At 51.2% G+C, this 21,700-nt stretch carries 27 protein-coding genes; 6 read left to right on the forward strand and 21 right to left on the reverse strand.

Annotated elements, in window-relative coordinates; genetic code table 11:
* Positions 1 to 18: 18 nt before the first annotated feature.
* The gene (satA, locus tag BN3795_RS20665; RefSeq protein ID WP_068786591.1) at positions 19 to 540 is read left to right on the forward strand and encodes a streptothricin N-acetyltransferase SatA; all 522 of its coding nucleotides are present in this window, start codon (positions 19 to 21) and stop codon (positions 538 to 540) included.
* Positions 541 to 972: 432 nt separating this feature from the next.
* Here the strand turns inward: satA and BN3795_RS20670 are convergent, their stop codons facing one another.
* The 8 genes from BN3795_RS20670 to BN3795_RS20700 form a co-directional block, all read right to left on the reverse strand.
* The gene (locus tag BN3795_RS20670; protein ID WP_068786592.1) at positions 973 to 1,542 is read right to left on the reverse strand and encodes a manganese catalase family protein; all 570 of its coding nucleotides are present in this window, start codon (positions 1,540 to 1,542) and stop codon (positions 973 to 975) included.
* 54 nt (positions 1,543 to 1,596) lie between these two features.
* A complete protein-coding gene (locus BN3795_RS20675) occupies positions 1,597 to 1,875 on the reverse strand; it encodes a spore coat protein CotJB (RefSeq protein ID WP_068786593.1) in 279 nt (92 codons plus the stop codon).
* Between the two features lie 4 nt (positions 1,876 to 1,879).
* On the reverse strand, positions 1,880 to 2,098 hold the full coding sequence (locus BN3795_RS25185; RefSeq protein WP_408635057.1) for a spore coat associated protein CotJA: 219 nt from the start codon (positions 2,096 to 2,098) through the stop codon (positions 1,880 to 1,882).
* A 189-nt stretch (positions 2,099 to 2,287) separates the two neighbouring features.
* Positions 2,288 to 3,652 carry a hemolysin family protein gene (locus BN3795_RS20680; RefSeq protein ID WP_068786594.1) on the reverse strand — a complete coding sequence of 455 codons (1,365 nt, stop codon included), beginning with the start codon at positions 3,650 to 3,652 and terminating at the stop codon, positions 2,288 to 2,290.
* A gap of 123 nt (positions 3,653 to 3,775) precedes the next feature.
* Positions 3,776 to 4,915 (reverse strand): radical SAM/CxCxxxxC motif protein YfkAB, encoded by a 1,140-nt coding sequence (yfkAB, locus tag BN3795_RS20685; protein WP_068786705.1) that lies wholly within the window; start codon positions 4,913 to 4,915, stop codon positions 3,776 to 3,778.
* On the reverse strand, positions 4,915 to 6,015 hold the full coding sequence (locus BN3795_RS20690) for an HD-GYP domain-containing protein (protein WP_068786595.1): 1,101 nt from the start codon (positions 6,013 to 6,015) through the stop codon (positions 4,915 to 4,917). The genes yfkAB and BN3795_RS20690 overlap by 1 nt, the downstream gene beginning before the upstream one ends.
* Before the next feature lie 86 nt (positions 6,016 to 6,101).
* Positions 6,102 to 6,929 carry an undecaprenyl-diphosphate phosphatase gene (locus BN3795_RS20695; protein WP_068786596.1) on the reverse strand — a complete coding sequence of 276 codons (828 nt, stop codon included), beginning with the start codon at positions 6,927 to 6,929 and terminating at the stop codon, positions 6,102 to 6,104.
* 36 nt (positions 6,930 to 6,965) lie between these two features.
* Positions 6,966 to 8,399: a bifunctional metallophosphatase/5'-nucleotidase gene (locus BN3795_RS20700; protein ID WP_068786597.1), complete on the reverse strand. Its 1,434-nt coding sequence runs from the start codon at positions 8,397 to 8,399 to the stop codon at positions 6,966 to 6,968.
* 136 nt (positions 8,400 to 8,535) lie between these two features.
* Between BN3795_RS20700 and BN3795_RS20705 the strand changes: the two genes are divergently transcribed.
* The 5 genes from BN3795_RS20705 (at position 8,536) to BN3795_RS20725 (ending at position 11,729) form a co-directional block, all read left to right on the forward strand.
* On the forward strand, positions 8,536 to 9,288 hold the full coding sequence (locus BN3795_RS20705; protein ID WP_068786598.1) for a molybdenum cofactor biosynthesis protein: 753 nt from the start codon (positions 8,536 to 8,538) through the stop codon (positions 9,286 to 9,288).
* A gap of 81 nt (positions 9,289 to 9,369) precedes the next feature.
* The gene (locus BN3795_RS20710) at positions 9,370 to 10,401 is read left to right on the forward strand and encodes an HD-GYP domain-containing protein (protein ID WP_068786599.1); all 1,032 of its coding nucleotides are present in this window, start codon (positions 9,370 to 9,372) and stop codon (positions 10,399 to 10,401) included.
* A gap of 149 nt (positions 10,402 to 10,550) precedes the next feature.
* Positions 10,551 to 10,889: a L,D-transpeptidase gene (locus BN3795_RS20715; RefSeq protein ID WP_068786600.1), complete on the forward strand. Its 339-nt coding sequence runs from the start codon at positions 10,551 to 10,553 to the stop codon at positions 10,887 to 10,889.
* A gap of 309 nt (positions 10,890 to 11,198) precedes the next feature.
* Positions 11,199 to 11,435: a hypothetical protein gene (locus BN3795_RS20720; RefSeq protein WP_068786601.1), complete on the forward strand. Its 237-nt coding sequence runs from the start codon at positions 11,199 to 11,201 to the stop codon at positions 11,433 to 11,435.
* Positions 11,436 to 11,525: 90 nt separating this feature from the next.
* Entirely contained in the window at positions 11,526 to 11,729 is a 204-nt protein-coding gene (locus BN3795_RS20725; RefSeq protein ID WP_068786602.1) for a hypothetical protein, read from the forward strand.
* Positions 11,730 to 11,805: 76 nt separating this feature from the next.
* Here BN3795_RS20725 and BN3795_RS20730 read toward each other — a convergent pair whose 3' ends face one another.
* The 13 genes from BN3795_RS20730 to BN3795_RS20790 form a co-directional block, all read right to left on the reverse strand.
* Positions 11,806 to 12,504 (reverse strand): M15 family metallopeptidase, encoded by a 699-nt coding sequence (locus BN3795_RS20730; RefSeq protein ID WP_068786603.1) that lies wholly within the window; start codon positions 12,502 to 12,504, stop codon positions 11,806 to 11,808.
* Positions 12,476 to 12,907: a phage holin family protein gene (locus BN3795_RS20735; protein ID WP_068786604.1), complete on the reverse strand. Its 432-nt coding sequence runs from the start codon at positions 12,905 to 12,907 to the stop codon at positions 12,476 to 12,478. Before BN3795_RS20735 ends, BN3795_RS20730 begins: the two co-directional genes overlap by 29 nt.
* A 128-nt stretch (positions 12,908 to 13,035) precedes the next feature.
* A complete protein-coding gene (locus tag BN3795_RS25980; RefSeq protein ID WP_068786605.1) occupies positions 13,036 to 14,028 on the reverse strand; it encodes a tail fiber protein in 993 nt (330 codons plus the stop codon).
* Positions 14,028 to 14,312, reverse strand: a complete 285-nt coding sequence (locus BN3795_RS20745) for a ketopantoate hydroxymethyltransferase (protein WP_068786606.1) — start codon at positions 14,310 to 14,312, stop codon at positions 14,028 to 14,030. Before BN3795_RS20745 ends, BN3795_RS25980 begins: the two co-directional genes overlap by 1 nt.
* The gene (locus tag BN3795_RS20750; RefSeq protein WP_068786607.1) at positions 14,309 to 14,893 is read right to left on the reverse strand and encodes a putative phage tail protein; all 585 of its coding nucleotides are present in this window, start codon (positions 14,891 to 14,893) and stop codon (positions 14,309 to 14,311) included. Before BN3795_RS20750 ends, BN3795_RS20745 begins: the two co-directional genes overlap by 4 nt.
* Positions 14,886 to 15,965: a baseplate J/gp47 family protein gene (locus BN3795_RS20755; RefSeq protein WP_068786608.1), complete on the reverse strand. Its 1,080-nt coding sequence runs from the start codon at positions 15,963 to 15,965 to the stop codon at positions 14,886 to 14,888. Before BN3795_RS20755 ends, BN3795_RS20750 begins: the two co-directional genes overlap by 8 nt.
* Positions 15,958 to 16,353, reverse strand: a complete 396-nt coding sequence (locus tag BN3795_RS20760) for a DUF2634 domain-containing protein (RefSeq protein ID WP_068786609.1) — start codon at positions 16,351 to 16,353, stop codon at positions 15,958 to 15,960. Before BN3795_RS20760 ends, BN3795_RS20755 begins: the two co-directional genes overlap by 8 nt.
* Positions 16,350 to 16,691 carry a DUF2577 domain-containing protein gene (locus BN3795_RS20765; protein ID WP_068786610.1) on the reverse strand — a complete coding sequence of 114 codons (342 nt, stop codon included), beginning with the start codon at positions 16,689 to 16,691 and terminating at the stop codon, positions 16,350 to 16,352. The genes BN3795_RS20760 and BN3795_RS20765 overlap by 4 nt, the downstream gene beginning before the upstream one ends.
* Complete coding sequence (locus BN3795_RS20770; RefSeq protein WP_068786611.1) at positions 16,691 to 17,644, reverse strand: XkdQ/YqbQ family protein; 954 nt, start codon at positions 17,642 to 17,644, stop codon at positions 16,691 to 16,693. Before BN3795_RS20770 ends, BN3795_RS20765 begins: the two co-directional genes overlap by 1 nt.
* A gap of 10 nt (positions 17,645 to 17,654) precedes the next feature.
* The gene (locus BN3795_RS20775; RefSeq protein WP_068786612.1) at positions 17,655 to 18,341 is read right to left on the reverse strand and encodes a LysM peptidoglycan-binding domain-containing protein; all 687 of its coding nucleotides are present in this window, start codon (positions 18,339 to 18,341) and stop codon (positions 17,655 to 17,657) included.
* Positions 18,338 to 20,275: a tape measure protein gene (locus tag BN3795_RS20780; protein ID WP_068786613.1), complete on the reverse strand. Its 1,938-nt coding sequence runs from the start codon at positions 20,273 to 20,275 to the stop codon at positions 18,338 to 18,340. Before BN3795_RS20780 ends, BN3795_RS20775 begins: the two co-directional genes overlap by 4 nt.
* 57 nt (positions 20,276 to 20,332) lie before the next feature.
* Complete coding sequence (locus BN3795_RS20785) at positions 20,333 to 21,040, reverse strand: stalk domain-containing protein (RefSeq protein ID WP_068786614.1); 708 nt, start codon at positions 21,038 to 21,040, stop codon at positions 20,333 to 20,335.
* A gap of 237 nt (positions 21,041 to 21,277) precedes the next feature.
* Positions 21,278 to 21,688, reverse strand: a complete 411-nt coding sequence (locus tag BN3795_RS20790) for a phage tail assembly chaperone (RefSeq protein WP_068786615.1) — start codon at positions 21,686 to 21,688, stop codon at positions 21,278 to 21,280.
* Positions 21,689 to 21,700 lie beyond the last annotated feature (12 nt).

Genomic DNA, 21,700 nt, shown 5'->3' on the forward strand with positions numbered 1-21,700 from the left:
AACAATGGAGAGATTGATATGATCATTAAAATGAATCCAGCTAATATGAAGGATTTTAGTAAACTAAATGAAAGTTTCGTTGTTTCAGGGAGAATCGTACCTACATTTAAAAACAATGTTTGGAATTACACAGTGGAAATGTTTCCTGAACCTTATTTTAAGAAATACGAAGATGATGAAATTGACATTAGTTACATTGAAGAAGAAGATAAAATCGTTTTTTTTAAATACATTGAGAACAATTGTGTCGGTCGAATAAAGATTCGTTCCAATTGGAATGGATATGCATTAATTGAGGACATTGCTGTTACAAAAGAATATAGAAAAAAGGGGGTAGGAACAGCATTATTAAATAAAGCTATGGAGTGGGCAAAGGAGAATAACTATTGTGGTCTTATGCTTGAAACCCAAGATATAAATGTTTCAGCTTGTCATTTTTATGCCAAAAATCAATTTGTAATCGGTGCCGTTGATACTATGCTTTACTCAAACTTTCCTACAGCAAATGAAATGGCGATTTTTTGGTACTATAAATTTTAAGATTGCGTCTGTCCAGATGAATGGAGGGCCAACCATGGGCATTAGGAATTATCTGATAGGAGGCGTTTCCCTCGTTGACGAAAATCCTCCGTCAAATCGAGACAAATGAACGCCAACAACAGTAACGTAAAAACAGGAGAGAAGCGGAAAATCACCGTTTCTCTCCTGTTTTTTTCACCTGATTTTCCAACACTTAACCCGCCTGCTGGCCTGCTGCATCAATTCTAGCCTGCGAGGCGTTCGAGCACTTCTTGCATACTTTTAGCTGTTGCCCTGAACTGGTGTTCTTGACATATAACAGCTTGATTCGTGTGCTTCCGCACACCGGACACGTTCCGCGGCTGCGTGACGGCAGATGCCAGAGCGATTTGCCACGTTTATTTTTGGCCATTCCTTATCACCTTCAACGACAGAATGAGTTCATTTCAACAATTAGAAGAACTTCTTTTGTTCCCGATCCTCTTTCAGGATTTCCACCGCTTCGCGGAACCGCAAGCTGTGCACGATTTCGCGCTCCCGCAGGAACTTCAGACTGTCCTGGATATCGACGTCGTCGGTCATGTCGATGAGCCACTGGTATGTAGCCCGCGCCTTCTCCTCGGCCGCGATGTCTTCATACAGATCGGCGATCGGATCGCCTTTGGCCTGGATGTACGCCGCCGTCCAAGGCACCCCTGACGCGTTCTCGTAGAAGAGCGCCTTATCGTGGTTCACATAATAAGGGTCCATTCCGGCCGCCTTCAGCATCTCCGGCGTCGCGTCCTTTGTGAGTTTGTAGACCATCGTTGCAATCATCTCGAGATGGGCGAACTCCTCCGTCCCGATGTCGTTCAAGAGCCCGATCACCTTGTCGGGAATCGTGTATCTCTGATTCAGATAACGCAGCGCCGCCGCCAGCTCCCCGTCCGCACCGCCATATTGCTCAATCAGCAATTTGGCCATCCGCGGATCGCATTTGCTGACGCGTACCGGGTATTGCAGCTTCTTCTCATACACCCACATATCGCCTGTTTAACCTCCTTTAACTTCCCCTCACGGATTGAAGGCAGGCATGAACTATACCTGCCAAGGCCATGGGCTTTGCGACCACTCCCACGGGAATTTCGAATAAGCTCGACCAAAATTCTGCAACGGGCCGTAAAGCTGCTGAAAATGGTTCGCCAGCTGCGTCCGTTCCTGGGTCAGCTGATTGAACTGCTGAATCGCCGCCAGATCATCCGGATGCGTATCGAGGTACAAATTCAGCTCTACCAGCACAAAGTCAAGCGCCTGCAGCTTCTCAAGCATCTCGTAATACTGCTGATCGAACGGTTGCTTGTTGGGATTTGTCGTCATGGGATCACCGTCCTTTTCCCCATTTGGATTCATAAGGACTGTACAAAGCTGGCCATAACGTGCCGTGTCTTAGGGCGTCCATCGGACTAAACTGCGGTAAATTCGGGGGCTGAAAGTGGATAAACAGCTGCGGAGGGGTGCTGTAGGTTTTGTGCGTAATCGGCGGACAAGGGTCGAACGGGCCAATAAACGGGGTCCACACACGTTCCTGAGGATGGCTCAAAAGAAACTTCCTCCTTCTTAAAAACATGGTCATGCAGGCGAAATCGCCAATTTTTCCCTGCATCCTACCACTAACATATGACAATCGCCCAAATAATGAACCGGAGACGGCACAATTTCACAAAAAAATAACGCCGTCCCCTGTTCCCGGGGCGGCGTTATGCAGACGGACCTAGCTTGTCCGTTTATTTTATTCCGCTTCGATCTCCTCATCCGGCTCCTCGATAACGAGGCGGATGACCTTGACGCGCGTGATGCGCAAGCGGCTGGCTTCCTCGACCTCGAACAGGAAGCGGTCGACCTGCTTTCTTTTCCCCTTGGCCGGGGTTCCTTCCAGCTCCTTAAACAACCAGCCGCCGATCGAATCGACTTCCTCGTCTTCGATTTCGCTGCCGATAAGATCATTGACCTCTTCGATCAACAAGCGGCCGTCGACCGAATAGACGTCATCCGTCACCTTCTCGATTTCCGAGCGTTCGTCCTCAAATTCATCGTGCAGATCGCCAACGATCTCCTCGAGAATCTTCTCGGCGGTTAACAAGCCGGCCGTTCCGCCGTATTCATCGACGACCAGCGTGACCTGGGAATGCTTCTTCTGCATCAGACGGAGCACCTGGCTGATCTCCATCGATTCCGGCACATTCAGAATCGGGCGAACCATATCCGCCAAATGGAGCGGCTTCTCCGGATCGGGCAGCAGCAGGTCTGTCAGATGAACGAACCCGATAATCTGATCCTTGTCTTCAACGGCGACCGGGTAGCGGGAGTGCTTCGTGCTTGCCACGATCTTCATGTTCTCCTCCCAGCTCAGGTTCGTGTACAGGCAGTCCATATCCGTCCGCGGCAGCATCACTTCCCTGGCCAGCATATCGGAGAAATCAAAGATATTGTCCACCAGCTTCATCTCATCCTTGTCGATCACACCGCTCTTGGCGCTCTGATCCATCAGGATGCGGATCTCTTCCTCGGAATGAGCCGCTTCGCCTTCGCCCGCAGGTTCGATGCCGATGAGCCGGAGCGCGCCGTTCGCCGCCGTATTGAGCAGCCAGATCACCGGCAGGAACAATCGGTAGAACATCAGCAACGGCCACGACAGCCACAGGGAAGTCTCCTCCGACTTCTGGATCGCCAGGGATTTCGGAGCAAGTTCCCCCATCACGATATGTAGAAAAGTAATGATCGCAAAGCCAACCGCCACCGATATCGTGGAGATCAGCGTTGGATCGGTTGCGCCCAACTGATGCATCAGCGGTTCGATCAACAGCTCGGAAACCGCCGGTTCCCCGACCCACCCGAGCCCCAGTGACGCGAGGGTGATGCCAAGCTGCGTTGCTGACAAATACGTATCCAGCCGCTTATTGACCTTCAGCGCATAATTCGCTCGCCGATTTCCCTCCCGAGCCAGCTGCGTAAGCCGGGATTGGCGTACCTTGACGAGGGAGAACTCGGCAGCCACAAAGAACCCGTTCAAAAAAACGAGGATAAGGACGATCATCAAATTCCAGATCAGCTTGCCGATTTCAAATTCGGTATGACCATCGGGTGACACAGGCATGTCATACGCCTCTTTCCTATAAAAATTAGAGTCGGGGTTTGAGCACCGAGCAATGTAAATGGACGGAAGGCCCGACTGAATTCAAGATTTGACGTCGAATTTCTGCATTGAATGGGCTCCTGATCATAAGTTTTTGGCTTTTCGCGATTTAAAATCCGTATCAGGATAATACATGTCCGCAACCAGCAGATTCGGGCCGCAGCAGCCGGCTGCATCGCAGTAACAATTGACCTTCTGGTTCAAAGGATGCTCCGTCAGCCAGCGGTCGAAAATTTCGTCCAGCCGTCCTTCCCGCACGTTGCCAAAGGCCGGGATGGCGGCAAAATCCGTGACGTATACCTCCCCGGTGAACATGTTCACATTGACCCGGTTCCGACCGTCAGGGTCGTTGCGGACTGTCACGTTCGGCTCTCTCCGCAAGCGGCGCAGCAGCTCCAGGTCTTCCTCGCTCCCGTTGCAAGCGAAGAACGGCAGCGTTCCAAACAGCATCCACACCTCGGGATCCCGTGCGTCCAGCAGCGAATGAATCGCCGCCCGCATCTCGCTTAACGCCAGCACGGGCAGTCCTTCGGCGAAATCGGCCGCGTACATCGGATGGACCTCATGCCGCTTGCAGCCCATTTCTAGGATCATCCGGTGAATCTCCGCAAGCTTCCGGTGCGTGCGATAATTGATCATCGATTCGGCGGAGATGAACATGCCCGCCTCGCTGAGCCTGCGTGTATTTTCAATCATCGTATCGTACATTTTATAGGCGACCTCCGGCTTCACCGGGTGCCCGCTGCGGGCGAAGCCGATCTCATGGAAGTCCCTTTCACTGGTATAGTTGAACGAGATATGCATGACGTCCAAATAAGGAAGCAGCTGCTCGTAACGTTCGTAGTCCAAAGTCAAATTGGAATTAATTTGCGAACGAATTCCCCGCGCCTTGGCATATTTCAGCAGCGGAAGGATCTTCTCCTCTACGGTTTGGCGCCGGAATGTCGGCTCGCCGCCGGTGATGCTGATCGTCTGCAAATGCTCGACCTCATCGAGCGCCTTCAAGATCAACGGCAACGGAAGCTGCTCAGGTTCTTTCAGCACCAGGCTGTCGCCTACCGCGCAGTGTTCGCACCGCATATTACACAGATTCGTCACCGTCAGCTCGACGCTGGTTAAGGCATGGCGTCCGTATTCACGAAGGGACCGAATCGGATCCCACGGATCATAACTTGGGCTGATCGGCTTTTCGGGGCGATCTATCATTTTCGTCTGCTTGCTCATCATCTACCTACCACCATTTCTATTCCGTCCACTTCCGCGATCACGATGGACAGCTGGACGGACAAATCTACTTCATAAGGCGAGGAAATCTCTTGCCCCCGCGGGTCCAACAGAACCCGTACAACCGGCCGCTGCGGCATATGACCGTGGATCTTCGAGACGACGCCGGTTTCGCCCGTGCTCAACTTCACGGTCATCCCGATCGGGTAGATCGCCACCCGGTCGCGGAACAGCTCCAGCTTCGATTTCTCGTACCAATGGCCGCAGCCGGTATACAACACTTCCAGCGCTTGATGCGGGAGCATCGCTTGCCGGTACGTCCGGTGCGTTGTCATCGCATCATAAGCGTCCGTAATCGCGATCCAGCGGGCATATTCATGGATTTCGCTGCCCTGGATGCCGCGCGGATACCCGCTGCCGTCCATTTTCTCATGGTGCTGGTAGGCGCAATGCGCCGAGATCAACGGGATCCCCGGCTCATCCTTCAGCATTTTAAAGCCAAGGTCGGGATGCCGCTTGATCATCTCGAACTCCTCGTCCGTCAGCCGGGACGGCTTGGTTAGCAGTTCAAGAGGAAGCTTGGTTTTGCCGATATCGTGCAGCAGTGCCCCCAGGCCCAATACGGTCAGTTCGTCTTTCGTATACCCGTGAAGCTGACCAAGCAGCAACGTATACACACAGACGTTCAAGGAATGACGGTATAAATAATGATCCATGCTGTTCATATTCATCATCATGATCATCGCGTCATCCCGGGCACTGAGGTCGTCCAATATCGATTCGATCAAGCCGGAGAAGGCTTTGCCCAGATAAGGATAGGCGACATTCTTCACATTGGGAGCGGCCCACTTGCGGAAGTTTGTCCGAATCTCGCTAAGTGCGCGGCGCTGCGTCTCCTCTTCGATCATCTCGGGAATCACCAAATCATCCGTGCGGGGATCGGCCACGTAGACAAAATCCAACCCATGGGTTTTCAGCCTGCGGATGATCGCATCCGACAGCTCCGCATTTTCAGACAACAGGATAATCCCGTCCTCATTATAAATCTTTTTCCCTAATTTCATTCCAGCCTGCAGCGAGGCGACTGGGATTAACCGCATGACTTCCACATCCGTCTCTGTTTAGGTTTTCTATATGTATCTGGAATCAGCGGTCGGTATAGAACACCACTTGCCTTTGAAGCGGGTCAACGCATGATGAAGATCCAGAACAATGCCGCTAAAATAAATCGATAATACGCAAAATGGCGAAGCTTCACCTTTTGAATCAGCTTTAAGAAGGCCAATACGACCAGATAAGCCACCACGAAAGCGACCACGAATCCGATCAGGAAGTACCCGATCGTATCGGAGGTCAAATAGCGGTAAGAGTCCAGCATCTCATAACCCGAAACCGCGCACATAATCGGAATGGCGATAAGGAACGAGAAATCGGCGGCCGCTTTGTAGCTGGTGCCGCTGAGCATTCCTCCGGCGATGGTTGAACCGGACCGGGAGAAGCCGGGCCACAAGACGGAGATACACTGATATAAGCCGATCAGCAACGCCTGTCTATAGGTAAGCTGATCCATTTCAGGCGCGGTGATCGTCGCTTTGTTCTTGTTGTACCATTCGGCAAAGATCATGAATAGGCCGCCGACCACCAGCGCCCACAACACCGTTTGGGAGCTGAACAGGCTTTTGATATGATCGCGGAAGAAATACCCGATGCCCAGCGCCGGAACGATCCCCAAGAGAATATGGATCAAATTGAGCCGACCCTTCGGCGCGTTGCGGTCGACCACGGTTACTTTTTTGCTCAGGCCAAGCAAATTTGCAATCCGCTCACGGTAAACCCAGGCCATCGCCAGGATCGCGCCCAACTGAATAACGATTTCAAAGGTTTTCATTTCCGGCGACTGATCATCGTACCCCATAAGCTTCGCCGTCAAGATCATGTGTCCCGTCGATGAGACCGGAATAAACTCGGTTAACCCTTCCACTATCGCTAAAATAATCGAGACAATAAGACTCATTTGTTCCTCCTGATCGAGTATGACGTTGCGCTATAGTTATTCTACTTTTTTCCACCGGGATTGAAAACACGTTTCCACCGCACCGGCGGTTTGCAATTCGAGGCGGAGCAGGTCGCGCAAAAATTCAGGAAGCATATAACGCTTCTCCGTTCCGCTCTTCAAGCGTTCGTAACCGACGCCAAACGTAAACATATCCAGCGTGCCAACGAGATAGGTTCGATCGCTCCGCAGCCGCTCGCCCGCCACGCTTGCCCGGACAATTCGCTTATAGGGCGGCGCACCGGGGTCATAATCAATCTCCAGGCCGTCAACACAAATGCCGCCAAGTACCTTACCGCGAAAGCCAAATCCCATAATGGGTTTGCCCGTCTTCTCTTCAAGCAGCGATTCCTCCAGGCTGGCCAGAATATCCTCACCGGACACCTGCATCGTGCAGGGATTGATCGGAGAAGGGCAACGCTCGTGCAGCATTCCCTCGCTGATTTCGCCGGCCGGCAGTCCGGCCAGCAACTGGCCGCTGTTCACCAGAGAAAATTCGCTGCCGGTATGACGGCGAACTGCCTGCGCCAGCAGATTGCCAAACGGCGATTCCGCTTGATACGATACCGGAAGCTCTCGCTCCGTCACGGCGACCGTACGGTTCAACCGGAGTTTGGCCGCTTCCCGCTGCAGGGCGATGGCCGTCTCCACCTGCTTCTCCTTCGGCCCCTCCCTGACGGGGAGGCATACGGCGTCCATCGCCAAGCGGCCGGTCGCGAGATCCCGACGGACCTCAACCTTGCCCAGGTAATTGCCGAATTTCCCCGCAGCCGTAATCAGCGTGGACCCGATTCGCAACGGCTCCTCCAGCAAATGGTGCGTATGGCCGCCGATAATCAAGTCGATCCCGGGGACCGCCTCCGCCAACTGCCGATCCATCGGCAGGCCCAGATGCGACATGACGAGGATGAGATCCACCTCGCCCCTCAACTGCTCTACATCCCGGGTGATCGTGTCCAGCGGGTTTAAGGACTCCAGCCCCAGCAGCTCGTAGAAATCGGCAAAAGCAGCCGTCGCCGCCACCAGCCCGATCTTGAAGCCGTTCTTGTGCACGACCAGACGGCCGTGCATCCAGGCCGGCGGTTGTCCAGTCCGCAGTTCCACGATATTGCCGCAGACTACAGAGCTATGCAAGCCGGCGTAAGCTTGGCCCAGCAGTTCCGGCGTGAAGGTCAACCCTTCATTATTGCCGATCGTTACGGCATCGTACCCCGTCAGGTTAAGCACGTCCACATTGGCCTGTCCCAAGGTTCCCTCGGTTTCGATCGCCGCCCGGTCCATATGGTCGCCGATGTCGAGAAGGAGCGTGGAAGCCGGCGCTTCGTTCCGCAGCTCATGGACCATCGCCGCGATGCGCCCCATCGTTTCGAAATGGCTGTGGATATCGTTGGTGTAGAGTATCGTTAACGTTTCCGGGTTCGTCTCCGGCATCTGAACTGCCCCCTTGCTCTCTCAATCTATTCGGCCTATTCTAAATTTTAGAGTTCATTGTGTATTATATACCTTAAAATTGATCGTTGTCTTGTTATAATGTATATTACTTACAAACCATTCCGAGGAGACTCCTATGCTTATTCAAATTGCCCTTTTTGCCGGATTGGCGGACCGGATCGGTACGTCCCATCTTCACTTTGCCTATCCGTATCCGGAACAGCCCGTTACGGCCGCTTCATTAAAGGAAGCGCTGGCTGAAGCCTATCCCGATGCAGCCGCGTTGATCGCCGCCTCCTTCGTAGCCGTCAATCAGGAGTACGCTGCAGGCGATACGCCAGTCCACGAGGAGGACGAAGTCGCGTTGATCCCGCCGGTATCCGGCGGAGAATCAACCTCCCGCCCTCATTCCGCGGCGTCGGATGAGGATTGGTTCATCATCACGGACGAACCGCTGTCAGTGGAAGAGATTACAGCCAAGGTCATCGCTCCCGATCACGGGGCCGCGCTGACGTTCACCGGGACAACCCGGGAATGGACGCAGGGACAGCGAACCGTCCATCTCGAATACGAAGCCTATGTGCCAATGGCTTTAAGCAAGCTGCGCCAAATCGGCGCTGAAGTTGCGGAGCGCTGGCCAGGTACCCGCTGTGCCATCAGCCACCGCATCGGTCAGGTCGATATCGCTGAAATCAGCGTGGTCATCGCCGTATCCGCCCCCCACCGAGCCGGGTGCTACGAAGCCAGCCGCTACGCGATTGAACGCCTCAAGCAAATCGTTCCGATCTGGAAGAAGGAGATTTGGGAAGACGGTTCCGAATGGAAGGGCCATGGACTTGGGCCTTGGGACCCTCGCGTGCCGGGAGAACACCTCCTTTCGGATGATTGACATCGCAGAAATTCCATTGTCAACCCAATTATTTCCTGATATGATTAAGGAAAATTGGAAGAGTATGAGGTGTCATCGTCCTTGAAAGTACATATTATGGAACTCAGTCCAGGCGACCGTCTCCAACATGACGTATTTAATCATTTCGGTGTCTTTGTTTTGCAGAAAGGCTGCGAATTGAGCAGCGATTCCATCGTTAAATTGATGCAGCACGGAATCGACTATGTAGATATCGAGCCGCAAACCATGGACGCCGAATTTCCTGCAGATCCTGCCTTCCGAACCAAGTCTTACTTGGACGGAGCGGTCGACGGCTTTCAGGAGCTATTTTTGGAAGCGCTAACTCAAGGGACGATCAACGAAGCGAAAGTGGATCAGCTCCTCGAACCGATGATTTCGGAGCTGGATCATCAGAAGGACGTCGTCTCCTTGCTGCTGATGATCGGCGATGATGACAATTATACGTACCATCACTCCATGCAAGTCGGCATGTTATGCTATTATATCGCTTCCTGGCTGGGGTATACCAAAGAGGAAGCCTACAAGGCCGGGAAGGCCGGCTATTTGATTGATATCGGCAAGAGCAGGGTGCCGCAGACCATCTTGAACAAACCCGGAAAGCTGACGCCGGAGGAGTTCGAAGAGGTGAAGCGCCATACCGAATACAGCCACGAGATTATTCTGAATTCGACGGGGGACGAGCTTTCCGCCCTGGTGGCGCTCCAGCATCACGAACGGGAAGACGGCAGCGGTTACCCGCAGGGCTTACGCGGGAAGGAAATTCATCCGTTTGCCAAAATTGCCGCCGTTGCCGACGTCTACTCGGCGATGACTTCCAATCGGGTGTACCGTTCGAAGCAAGAGCTGCTATCGGTGCTGCGCGAACTCAACAGCCTCAGCTTCGGCAAGCTCAGCCCGGAACCTACGCAAGCGCTGATCCGCCATTTGCTGCCGAACTTTATCGGCAAGAAAGTGATGCTGAACTCCGGCGAGATGGGTTCCATCGTCATGACCAACCAAACGGACTTCTTCCGGCCGCTCGTCAAAACCGATTCCCGGTTCGTCGACCTGTCCAAGGAACGCGAAACCTCCATTGAAGAAGTTTATCTATAATACGAAATCATTCTCCCGGGCCGGACGGACCCGGGTTTTACTTTTGCCGCCGAAGTTGGGATATCGATTCCTCCATCTCCACGCCCGCCCAGCCAACCGCCGCCTATCCGCCATACACTAGCAGAAACAACGGAAGGGGTGAAGGAATCATGCCAAATTACCGGATCATCGTAGATTTATCCGATCGGATGCTGTATTTGCTGGACAACAACAGCGTCGTTCGCGGATTCCCGGTCGGGATCGGCAAAATGCTCACGCAAACCCCGGAGGGAACGTATACGATCGTGAACAAAGCCCCGAACCCCGGCGGCCCGTTTGGCGCTTACTGGTTGGGCTTGTCCAAGCCCCACTACGGGATCCACGGAACCAACGATCCCTCTTCGATTGGCGGAGAAGTTTCCCACGGTTGTATCCGAATGTACAACCCGGACGTCATCGAACTGGCCGGGATCGTGCCGATCGGAACAAGTGTGACGATACGGCAATAGGACCGGTAGAACAAATAACGTCCCTTAGTTCCGTTAACCGTGAACCTGCGCTATCCCCCACGCCGGCCGGATTTGCAACTTAAAAAAAGGAGAGGACCCGTTAAGGTCTTCTCCTTTTGATTTTGCCGCTCTGTTACCCGATCGAGCCTTCCATTTCTACATCAAATGAGCGAATTAAACGCATAAATCGCACAATTATTACAACTCAACGCAAACAAGCGTTCTTATTTTACGTAATTTTTCTCCGTTTTCGCATGAATCGGTATCACAAGTGGTATCAAATTAGAGGGATCGAGAGGAGCTATTAAAATGGAACTTAAAGACCTATCCCCCGGCCAACTCGTCCGGATCACACCACCCCACCCGCACGCCGGGAGAAGTGGCCGTGTCCTCGAAGTAGGTACTTTTAAACTACTTTCAGGTGGAAAACTTATTGGAGCCAAAGTCGATATCCGTGAAGCTGGGTTGTTGATCGTATCACCGGAGCACTTGGAGCGAGTCGAGCCGGACCCGATATCTCCTGGCTGGGCGGAGATAGACATATAAGGAAGGATTTAGGTGAGTAAATCAGAATTAATCATAGTAGAGGGACACCAACAAATCAAAGTATGATTAATTAAAGGAGTGTACTGTATTATGAAGTTTGGAATGCGTAAACCAAGTATTAAGAAACGAATCTCCGCCCGCACAAGCATCAAGCGTCAGATTGTTCATAGGGCTGGAATTAAGATGCCCCGTGGTTACGGATGGTTAAGGAATCCAAAGAAGGCTGCTTACAACAAAGTCTATAACAAGACAACTTTTGATATCTTCAAAATGATCAAAAAGATGTTTAAATGACAAAATGCCTCGCCAGCCCATAAGGCCAGCGAGGCTCTTTTGCTACCGGTGCTTCCGGATTTTAGAATATTATATCCTATTTTTTGGTAGCCCGCAATCCAATAGCCAGTGTTCTCCACCCCTCAGCCGTAAACTCCGGCTCACTGATCAGTCCGCCCAGGTCCGCCGAGCCAAACTCCTGTACAAACCACTTCGGAGCCGGGATCTTCTCAACCGCTTTTTCCAACTCATTCACACGTTTTTCAAGCTTATCAAATGCCGCCTTTTCTGCTGCTGTCATACTCTCGTCCTCCTTATTGATTTTCGCCAACGCCTTCGCCATGGCCGTCTCTGTCGGTTGCTGACCTGCGCGGTATTGGGCCGTTGTCAGGCCGAAGCACATTTCAAAGTGGGGGTAATCCTTGAAGCTCGTCCAATCCCCGCCCCACGCAAAGCCAAGCGCTTTTGCAATCTCCACAACGATCATCCAGTCCCGACCAACTTCCCAGGACACGGATTTCCCATCTGGTTTCAACAAGCAAAAGTCGATCGCCACGCCGAAGTTATGGAAGCTGTATCCGCCGCGGGCGTTGGTCACGATTTGCCCGGGTTTGGTTCGGCCCTGTGCGTAAAGCGCGTCCTGTTCAGCGATTGTCCGAAGCCCCTGCGTGATCAGGATCGGCACACCACGAGCAAATGAGCGCTCAATCAGCTTCTCCGTAGCTAACCGAACAATGGGATGCAGCCCTCGCAACTTGGATTCAGATTTACTCTTTACGTACTCCAGAGTCAGCATCTTCTACGCCCCCTTTTCCTTGTAAAATAGCAATTGCTTTACGAAGCCCCGGTGGAATCGGTGCACCAAGTCGGCCGGCATTTTCAAGCAAACTTAAAAGCTCGTTGGAGAGGTAAAAGAAAATTGCTGCATCCCGAAATAAATGGGCGTTACCAAGGGCTGAGTCTACCAAGTGTGCCACGGCAACAATCGCAAAGATCATCACCTTTTTGGCGATCCCCCAGCCTCCGATCCGGCTGCTTAGTTTACCCTCTTGGGCAGCTGCCGCCACTCCTGAAATATAATCAATTACAACAAAAGCCAACAATACATTAAGCAATGACGACCAGCCCCCAAATAGAAATGATGCGGCTGAGCCGCCAATAGCGATGACACCTTTGATTACGTTATCCACCTTTATCATCCTTTCAAATGTAATAGCCCCCGGATCGGCTCCGAGGGCATAAAAAATACGCCGGTTAGGCGCTGATTTGTGTAACGTCTTTACTTCTAAACATTCTGATCATTGTCAACACCCTTCTTATCTTTTTTTTATGCGTAGTTTATTGTGCCTATTATTGCCGCAATTGTATCGTCATAAGTTGTGCCATACTCGTATAAAGCACCTATCCCGAACTCAAGAGGATGATCAATAAACGGAGGTAAATTCGAGGCACGATAAACACCAAGAGTCACGTCCCGAATTGTCGCAGTTCTATTTACTAGGTCAAAGGTCATAAGCGAAAGATAAAAAACTGTTGCAGTTTCGTAGTAACTCCACGTTTCTCCTGTATCTATATTCCGAATGTATACATAAGAGTATCTTGTACCCCCAAGATATCTCATAAAGCTATCCGATAGAGAATTTGCCTTAAAACTAAAAAACCGGCAGCCTGCAGGAATGTTCAAAACCGGCACTCTGCCGGAGTACGGGTTAGGAACAGGTGGCCCTATAGACGCATTCACCGCAGCCGAGCCCGCTAGACTTGGCTTTATCTGCCCAATCTTCCCCGCCAATTGTCCAAACGTATCGCTGCCTGATGCCGGTACGCCTTTGCCAGTGATAGCGGCAGCGACCGCGTTTTTTCCATCACTGACATTTGTAAAAAGCTCGTTGATCGCGGCAACCGTATTGCCTTTGGCCGTTGTGAGCAAGCTAGGCAGTGAGCCAACCGCATTATCCACGGTATCCTTACGAGCAATATCGTCCGCCGCTGATGGGGCTGCTATTTTTGCCCGGCCGGCGGCGTCGCGGATTATAAGACGATTCGCAGTAGCTGCAGATACGGCCCCATGAGCCGTTGTCAACGCTGCGTGTGTACCCAACGCGTCATTAACCGTTTTTACTGCTAACGGCGTAGCAGCTAAGGTTTCGTTGGAGCTGTTTGAGCTGCTGGATAGCTGCACGATCCCTGGAGTGGTCAGACTTGCGGGCGGGATCTCGATGTTATCAACGTCCTCGCGGAGTTGGTTAACCTCTCCACCAAGCTCATTTAAGTCTGCAGGCTTTACTATGTCATTTAATCCCCAATCTGTTTTAGCCATCAGGCTCCCTCCTTAATATCAACTGTCTGCAAAATAAGCGTATCCGAGGTAATCGGGATGTACACGTCGTTGCTGCTGATCAAATGATTGGTGCTGTTTTTAAGCTCGATTTTGGTGACCACCGGCACCGCACTAGCAGGTACAATATACTGCATCCCTACCGTGGCCCCGGTAACCGATTTGACCTCGAACGTATCAATTTCGTAAGTCCCGTTAAGGACCACCTTGGCAATCTTGCTATCTACCAAGTCGGCAACTTCCGATAAAAGCGTACTTGCGATCATTTATAGACCACCTCCATACCTAAGTCGGCAAACGGTTTTTCGCCAAGCCGCCAACTGCCGTCCAAACGATAGTTCCAGCTCACCGACCGCATCTTGATTCGCTCTCTAAGCTCGATCGTGTCCTGCAGGGAGGTATGCTGCTGATAGAGCATATTGGCCGGCTTTGTGACCTTCACCGTTCGTTCGACCTCCTTAAATAGGGCAGCGTTGTCGATATTTGTGGTAACGGTCAAGATAAAGGCTTGCGGATCCGCGCTTACGATCGTCAGCCCTGCACCGACCAAAAAGTCCAGCCGTTGCTGCAGGTACCGTACCGTAAAAGGCGGCTTGGTCGAGTACCGATTGATCAGCCGTTTCCGCCGAAACTCCAACGTCTCCGTTGTCGGATCCGCCTGGATGCCGAGCAGCTTCTCTCTTCGCCGGATCGCTTGTTCGGACGCATCGGTCACAAACTGGTCGTCAAACAGCGTCTTTACGGCCTGCTCGGCGGATATTACCTCCTGAGCTTCCGTGTCGGTCAGCTCCACGAAATCGATAACATCGTGGTAGATGTCCGGCAGGTATTCCAGCAGCCTATTCATTGAGGCTCACCGTCCCCATGATCGGGATCTGCTCGTCCGTCAGTACAACATTGGCCGCGCCGCCGTTAAGCTGCGTCCCGGTAATATCGACTACGCCCGGCACGGTCAGGATTCGCGACTCAATCTGTGCGGTACGTACGACGATGGCTGACGAGTCGGCCCAAGCCTGCCGAAGCGACAGCAGATAAGCTCGGATCGCCTCCTCCACGTCACTCTGTACCTGGCCGATTGTCGTTCCTGCGGTAAGCGTCAGCGTGGCCGCGACATTGATCGTAACCGCCTGCGCACCGGTGATGGTGACCTGGTGCCCGATCGGCGCCAGGCCGATACCCTGACCGCTGTTACCTACCGGGTCGATCTGCGTTTGCACCTCGTCAATCAGCGTAGAGGATGGAGGGTTAAAGTCAGACGCAATGATCGTGCATTTGACCGTACCGCCCCCTGACCAAGTCGGGAACACCTTAACGCCGCCGACGCCGTTAATCGCGTTGATCTCCTGCTTGTAGTCCGCGACGTTGCCGCCAAAGGCCTGCTCGTTGATGGCTGACGTGTAGCGCTGCCGGAGCGACTCGTCCGTTTCGGCATCATCCCCCGGCACCAGCACATCGGCCAGCTCCGCCCGCGCCAGTCCCTCGATATAATCGATCGGCAGCAACGCCCCGAAGTCCTGATTACCGATGACGCCGACCGTCTCGCACTCCAACAACCATTGGCCCGCAGCGATCCGGCTAATAGCGATATAGTTGAGATCGCCGAGTGAAAACCGGCTACCAACAGGCACATCCATTGGCACGTCACCAGACGCAAAAAACAAGCCTTTGCGCCTTGCCTTTGTCGCAGGCTCCCGGTTAATGCCAAACTCGGCCGTGCGGCGCTCCAGATACTCGCCTGTTGCTGTGTCAGCAAAGGAAAGGTTAAGGTTGATGTCTAACTCCATGTAAAGCTGTGCGAGCTCAGCGGCTGCAGGAGCCACAGCATCATAGATAATGCTCCCGGGCCTCTTGTCAACGCTGTCTGGCACCCGGGCCAACATCCGATTAAGGATCACTTCAAAGGTTTGCCCCTCATACACTCGCGGTTACCTCCTCCTTAAAATCTCCGTAAATAGACACCACCGTAAAGGTTACCAGGGCCTCATCACCGGTGATGTTGATCTGCATATCCGCGATCTCAGATATACGGTCATCCTGCAGGAGGGCTTCCCGGATCCTTCGTTCAATCTCCGACCGGACATACCCTTGGCTCCTGCCCTGCAGGCTGCTGATCTCGCTGCCATAGTTGGCATCGTAGATCAGATGAGCAAACCGGTCTGTCCGCAGAATCTTGTAGACGGCCTGCCGGACCGCTTCCAGCCCATCCACCATACCCGTCGCCTTGCCCGCAGCAAAGTCAATGCCGTACGTCCGGCTGGTTTGCTGCGTCTCCGCCGCGTCCTGTATAGATCCACCAATCGGTATCATTCGCCCACCACCTTATCCAAGACAACGTACTTCTGGCCACCCTGCACCCGGAGCAGCAGCACGGTATCGCCAGCCTTGAGCCCTTCCCGGATTACGACTTTCTCCGTCAGAGCCTCCCCGGTATCCTCGCTGCTTGTGGTATGCTTGTGCTTCAGATCGACTTCGTAGCGGGTCAACTGCTCCGGGACAATTAAAAAATCCTCGTCGAGAGTAAAACGCTGATCCACGTTTATCTCAAGAGGATTTGTCTTTGTGACCTTGCCAAACATGACCGCTACCGGGTTGCTGGCCTCTATCGCCCCGGCCCCCAGCCGCTTGATAGTATCGCTTAGCGTCATTAGACCACCTTCACTTCTATCGATACTGTGTAATCGTCGCCGTTAAAAATATGAGAGCATTCCTCGATCAAGAATAACTGATCGATGGCCAACTCACCGATTTCTACTTTTAGATAGCTGCCGACACGGACCGTCGGATCACCAAGTGCCGTTATTTTTAGGCTCTTGGTCTCCCGATTTTTCAGCTTAGAGAGCTGATCGAGGAGCGCCTTAATCTGCGCCTCGTTTTGGTTATCGTCGACCTTTTGGTAATACTGCAGCCGGCCCCATTTGGCGATATTGTTGCTGTCTTGGGCAATGTACACGTCACGCTTGCCGCTCTTCTTGTTGTCCCGTACCAGCTTGATACGGTTATACGTGTCACTGTCGATCGATTGTTGATACGTAAAGTCCGTCAAGAGGCTCTCGTCCCCGATCACCAGCTCCAGCACGCGGTCCTTAACGTTTTGCACGGCCAGCTTGCCGTAGTCGTCGTAAAACACGTAAATACTGCCGGTGTTAATCGTGGTCAGGGCAAAGGCCTTGTCGATGATGTCGAGCAACTTCTGGCCGTCCTCCACCATGGATGGGATTTTATATTTCGTGTCTACGACATGCCCCCATTTGAGCCCGAAGTCATCCGCGATTTGCTTGACGATCGCCGCGGCGGTTTTGTTTTTGAATACATAAGTATCGGTTGCAGCTAGATACCGGATCTGATCATAAGCCTTGATGGTCAGCGTATCTGCTTCGCTGCGGCCAATCGTAAAGACATAACCATAAAATAAAGGGACATCATCCCACCTAAGCGCGATAATGTCCCCGTTGTTGATCATGTAATTGGCATCTTGCAGGATAGTGAGGTCTACGCTGCCAGGCTTGCCGATCCGGGACGTCTTCCAGGTAGCGCTCGTTACGAGCTCCGATATGTCAAAGACGCCGCCCTGCTTGTTATCTGTGATTACCTGTAGCATATCGCACCTCCTACGGCAGTTTGATGACTTTCCCGACCGGCAGCCGCTTCAGGTCGGCGTCTTTGATGCCGTTTAGCGTCTGAATCTGCTTATACTTGCTGCCATCGCCCAAAAACTTCTGAGCCACTTTCCAGAGGTTATCTCCGGCAACGAGGGTGTACGTCTTAGGCTGCACACGCGTATCCGCCCGGGCTGGAGTTTTGGCACTCAGCAGCTTCGGCATGGCCACGCTACCCGATCCAGATTGTTTAGCGATCTGTACCTTCCGTGCTGCGTAAAAGCGGTACTCTTTCAGGGTGATTTGATAGGCGATATCCCCGACGGCGCCTCCGGACTCCGACCAGATAAATCGTTCGATACTGACCGGCATATTAATATTCATGGTTGATCCAACAAAGACAAGGCGCACAGGCCGCTTTTCCTCACGCCACTTCTCGATCCGATCAACGATATAATGAGACGGTACGAATAGAGCTGACTGAGCGACATTGCAGCCGGGGAACCAGTTTGCAGGGAATATCCCCTCAAAAGCGATCTCGGCCAGCTTGGTCGATTTGATTACATTGACCTCCCCAAGCTGCGAGACATCATAAGTCTTGTTCCCACTTGACGTCGATACCTCGATTTTTTCCGGCAAGACCGGAAACTCTATCGCCTCGGCTTCGTTGTTAAATGACAGGGTTAATGAATAGGTCATGCGTATACCCCCGCGGCGTTGGCTGCCAGATCTTCCTCGAGTGTTTGTTCAATTCGAGCCACAACCTCATCAATATCAACATCCTTTGATACGGGTCCTGTAGTGACTTGCACAGTTGGCGTGTAGGTCACAAAGTTCTGTATCGACTTCATCTCGGCTAGTTCCCGCATGAGCTTCAAGTCTTCGCTGGAAATGTCGACGGTGTCCTCGATCTTCCCGACTTTGTTTACTTTGTCGATGGTTCCACCGTTAAACGCAGGTATGTTGCCAGATGCAAGCGATCCGTTCTTGGACTGACTCTTTGCCAGCTTTTCCGCCTGTGCTGCTGCTATTTCTGCTTTTCTAGCCGCTGTTGCGGCCTTGGCTTCTGACGCCATTTTTTCGAGAGATTCCGCTCTAGCTGATATTTGACTGTTGATTTTATCGGAATATTTAGCCAACTCAGCATTTCTAGCTTGCTTCTGGGCTTCGTTGATTAATTGTGCTCCAGCACCAAATGTCACCTTATCAACCAGATCAATACTTACGCCAGGTATCTTATTCAGGGTGTTGATGAAGTCATTAATGATATCGATAGCCCCGTTGACCATGTTTTGTAATATGCTCAAAACGCCAGCCTTCATGTCGCCCATGAAATTTTGAATGTTTGTGCTCACCCGCATGAATGACAGTTGAAATTCGTTAAATAGATTCATTACCCAGTAAACTCCTGCGTAAAACCCATATTTTACCCAGTCCCATCCCGTGAGTAATGCATCAACCACGATCATCCATGCGATTTTCAACCCGCCAACAGACTTAACCCACTTATAGATAGCCATGACGACAAGTCCGATAAGAACCACAATCCAAGTCAACGGATTAGACAGCAATGTTGCAAAAAATGCACTTGCCGCTCCGGTTGCGATCCAAGTCGCCGCCGCTTGTATTCCTAGTCCAACAGCTAACGCAACAGCTCCAGCAGCCGCCCCCGCAAGCACCGGTTCTATCTTAGACCAGTTGTCATATATAAATTGCGCCCCTTTACCGATTGTTTGCAACAGGGGAGCGAATGCATCTATTAAAATGTTTTGAATAAGTGCCCATACTTGAGCGAATGTCATAGGCATAGATTCAAACTTTTTGTTGATCTCGTCGGTCGCCGATAGCATTGCATTCTTAACTATGGAAGCTGTGATTTCCCCATCAGAAGCCATGTCACGAATTTTCCCGATCGGTACATTCATATAATCAGCAATCGTTTGAATCACATTAGGCGCAGCTTCGAATACGGCGTTCAACTCTTCGCCACGAAGTACACCGGAACCCAAAGCTTGTGTTAATTGTAGTGAAGCCGAGGCCATTTCCATCTGTGACGCGCCAGCGATTACAAACTGTTTGTTTAAGTTTTCTGCGAATTGAATGGTTTCATCATTGGACTTAAACACGTCACCAGCCCGTTGTCCCAACTTTGCAACCACATCTGCCGTTGTTTGATATGAGGCTCTGGCTCGATTGGCAGATTCCATTATCTTATCTTGCAACTCAGCTGTTGTCTGCAATCCATCATTCATCAAATTTAACCGCGCTGTGGTATTGCTATAAGTGTCACTCAAGTCCAAAACAGACTTTAACGATTGAACAGACAGATAAGCAGCCACGATCCCCGTTATACTTCTTGCTAAACCAGAAGATGAAGCTTTTCCGTTGTTTAGAGATTGGTTGAATCTGTTTTGTGATTCTGTAGCTTTTTGAATCTGACGGTTTATCTCTGCTTCAGCTGATGCGATTTGTTGCTTGGCAGCATTTAGGGTCTTGTCGATATTCACATTGCTATTTGTCGCCTGTTGCATTTTGTACATCGTCGAGATCATGAGATTCATGCCGTTTGTGATGCTTTTCAGCGGGCCCGACATAGCATCGAACATCTTGACAGTCGATGATACAGTAGCCACTTATTCACCTTCTTTCAAGGCAAAATAAATAGGACGCTTTATCAGCGCCCTATTTATTTATTCGATTTTAAGTAAACCACTTACAATTAAATCGTCAATGTTATAATAAACTGTACCGTTGAAATTCTTAGTGGCAATATCTCTAAGCTTATTTTCAGGTACATCGGATATATAATCAAACCCTTGTATATTACTGCTTAGCAATTCTTCGCTAATCCACCCCTCGGAAATGCTAGGTGGTAGCTCTTGTTTTTTGATTTTTGCCATTACATATTTAATATCATCCGAGTTAGTCAATCTCACTTGAGACCCATACTTATTTTTAAGATATAATACATGTTCTCCGTTTTCGATGACCACTCCCGCTTTCTTCTCACTTTCGATTTTAATGTTCTCGGTAAAATCTCTAATCGCTTGTTCCTCTGCGAGTTCCCTTTCGACGGTTGTCAATTTTCCGTCATTGATTGTATAAGTCAACGAATCTCCTGTTTGCGAAACCCCAGAGCCAATTTCTACTTGCTTCTTTTCAGCGTTCCATTTGTAACTCACGCCTGTCAAATCGCCGATTTTTGCAAGTGGGATGTACGTTTTCCCATTGTAATTCAAGATTGGATTTTGGGCATCTTTATACACTACCCCATTAACTACAACCGGGCGATTAAACTCTGTTAAGACAAATTGCTTTACGGCTGCATAGGCATTCGGGCTAAAGCCGATAGACGCACCGATAACTACGCCAATTGCAAGATATAAGAGTTTTTTCACTTCTTTTCCTCCCTCGTAATAAGTAATATCACCCACAATATTACCATATATTTACGGGATCGTCCTACTTCTGTTTCATTTCCTTAGCCGCTTTATCCTCAGCCTTAACTCTTTCATCGATCGCGGCGATAACAAATGCTTTCTCTCTCCTGGGCAGGGCTAAAAACTCACTGGGGAGCATGTGAAGCTTGTGGAGGGCGTAGTACGCATAGTTCGCGTCACTATCGCCCTCCCGGATTAGTTTTTTGCCTCGTTAACCAGTTCTTCCATATCCGTCTCAAAGCCGCTCAGCTTTTGGATATGTTCGGCCAGCGTCGCAATCTCACCTGGAAGAAGCACCTTATTCAGATATTCCTCCGGCGAGGTGCAACCAAGCTTTTTAATAGACTCAGCATCCTTAAAGTCCGGCTCCAAGGTGTTGTTGATCACGCACGTATTGTTAAATCGCTGGGCATTAAATTCTACCTTGCCTTTTTTAAGGATCGTCGTGGATCGCTTCCGAATGTCCTCAAATTCGGGCCCACTCATCGCCTTGATCTTGAACTTCAGCAGGTTACCATCGGGGCCTTTAAAACGAGAAGATACAACGACCTCAGCGGTCAATCCATCAACGGGATTGCTATTCAAAAAATCTTGCAATGTACTCATACATTATCCCTC

This window comes from Paenibacillus phocaeensis, assembly GCF_900021165.1.
Lineage (GTDB): Bacteria > Bacillota > Bacilli > Paenibacillales > Paenibacillaceae > Fontibacillus > Fontibacillus phocaensis.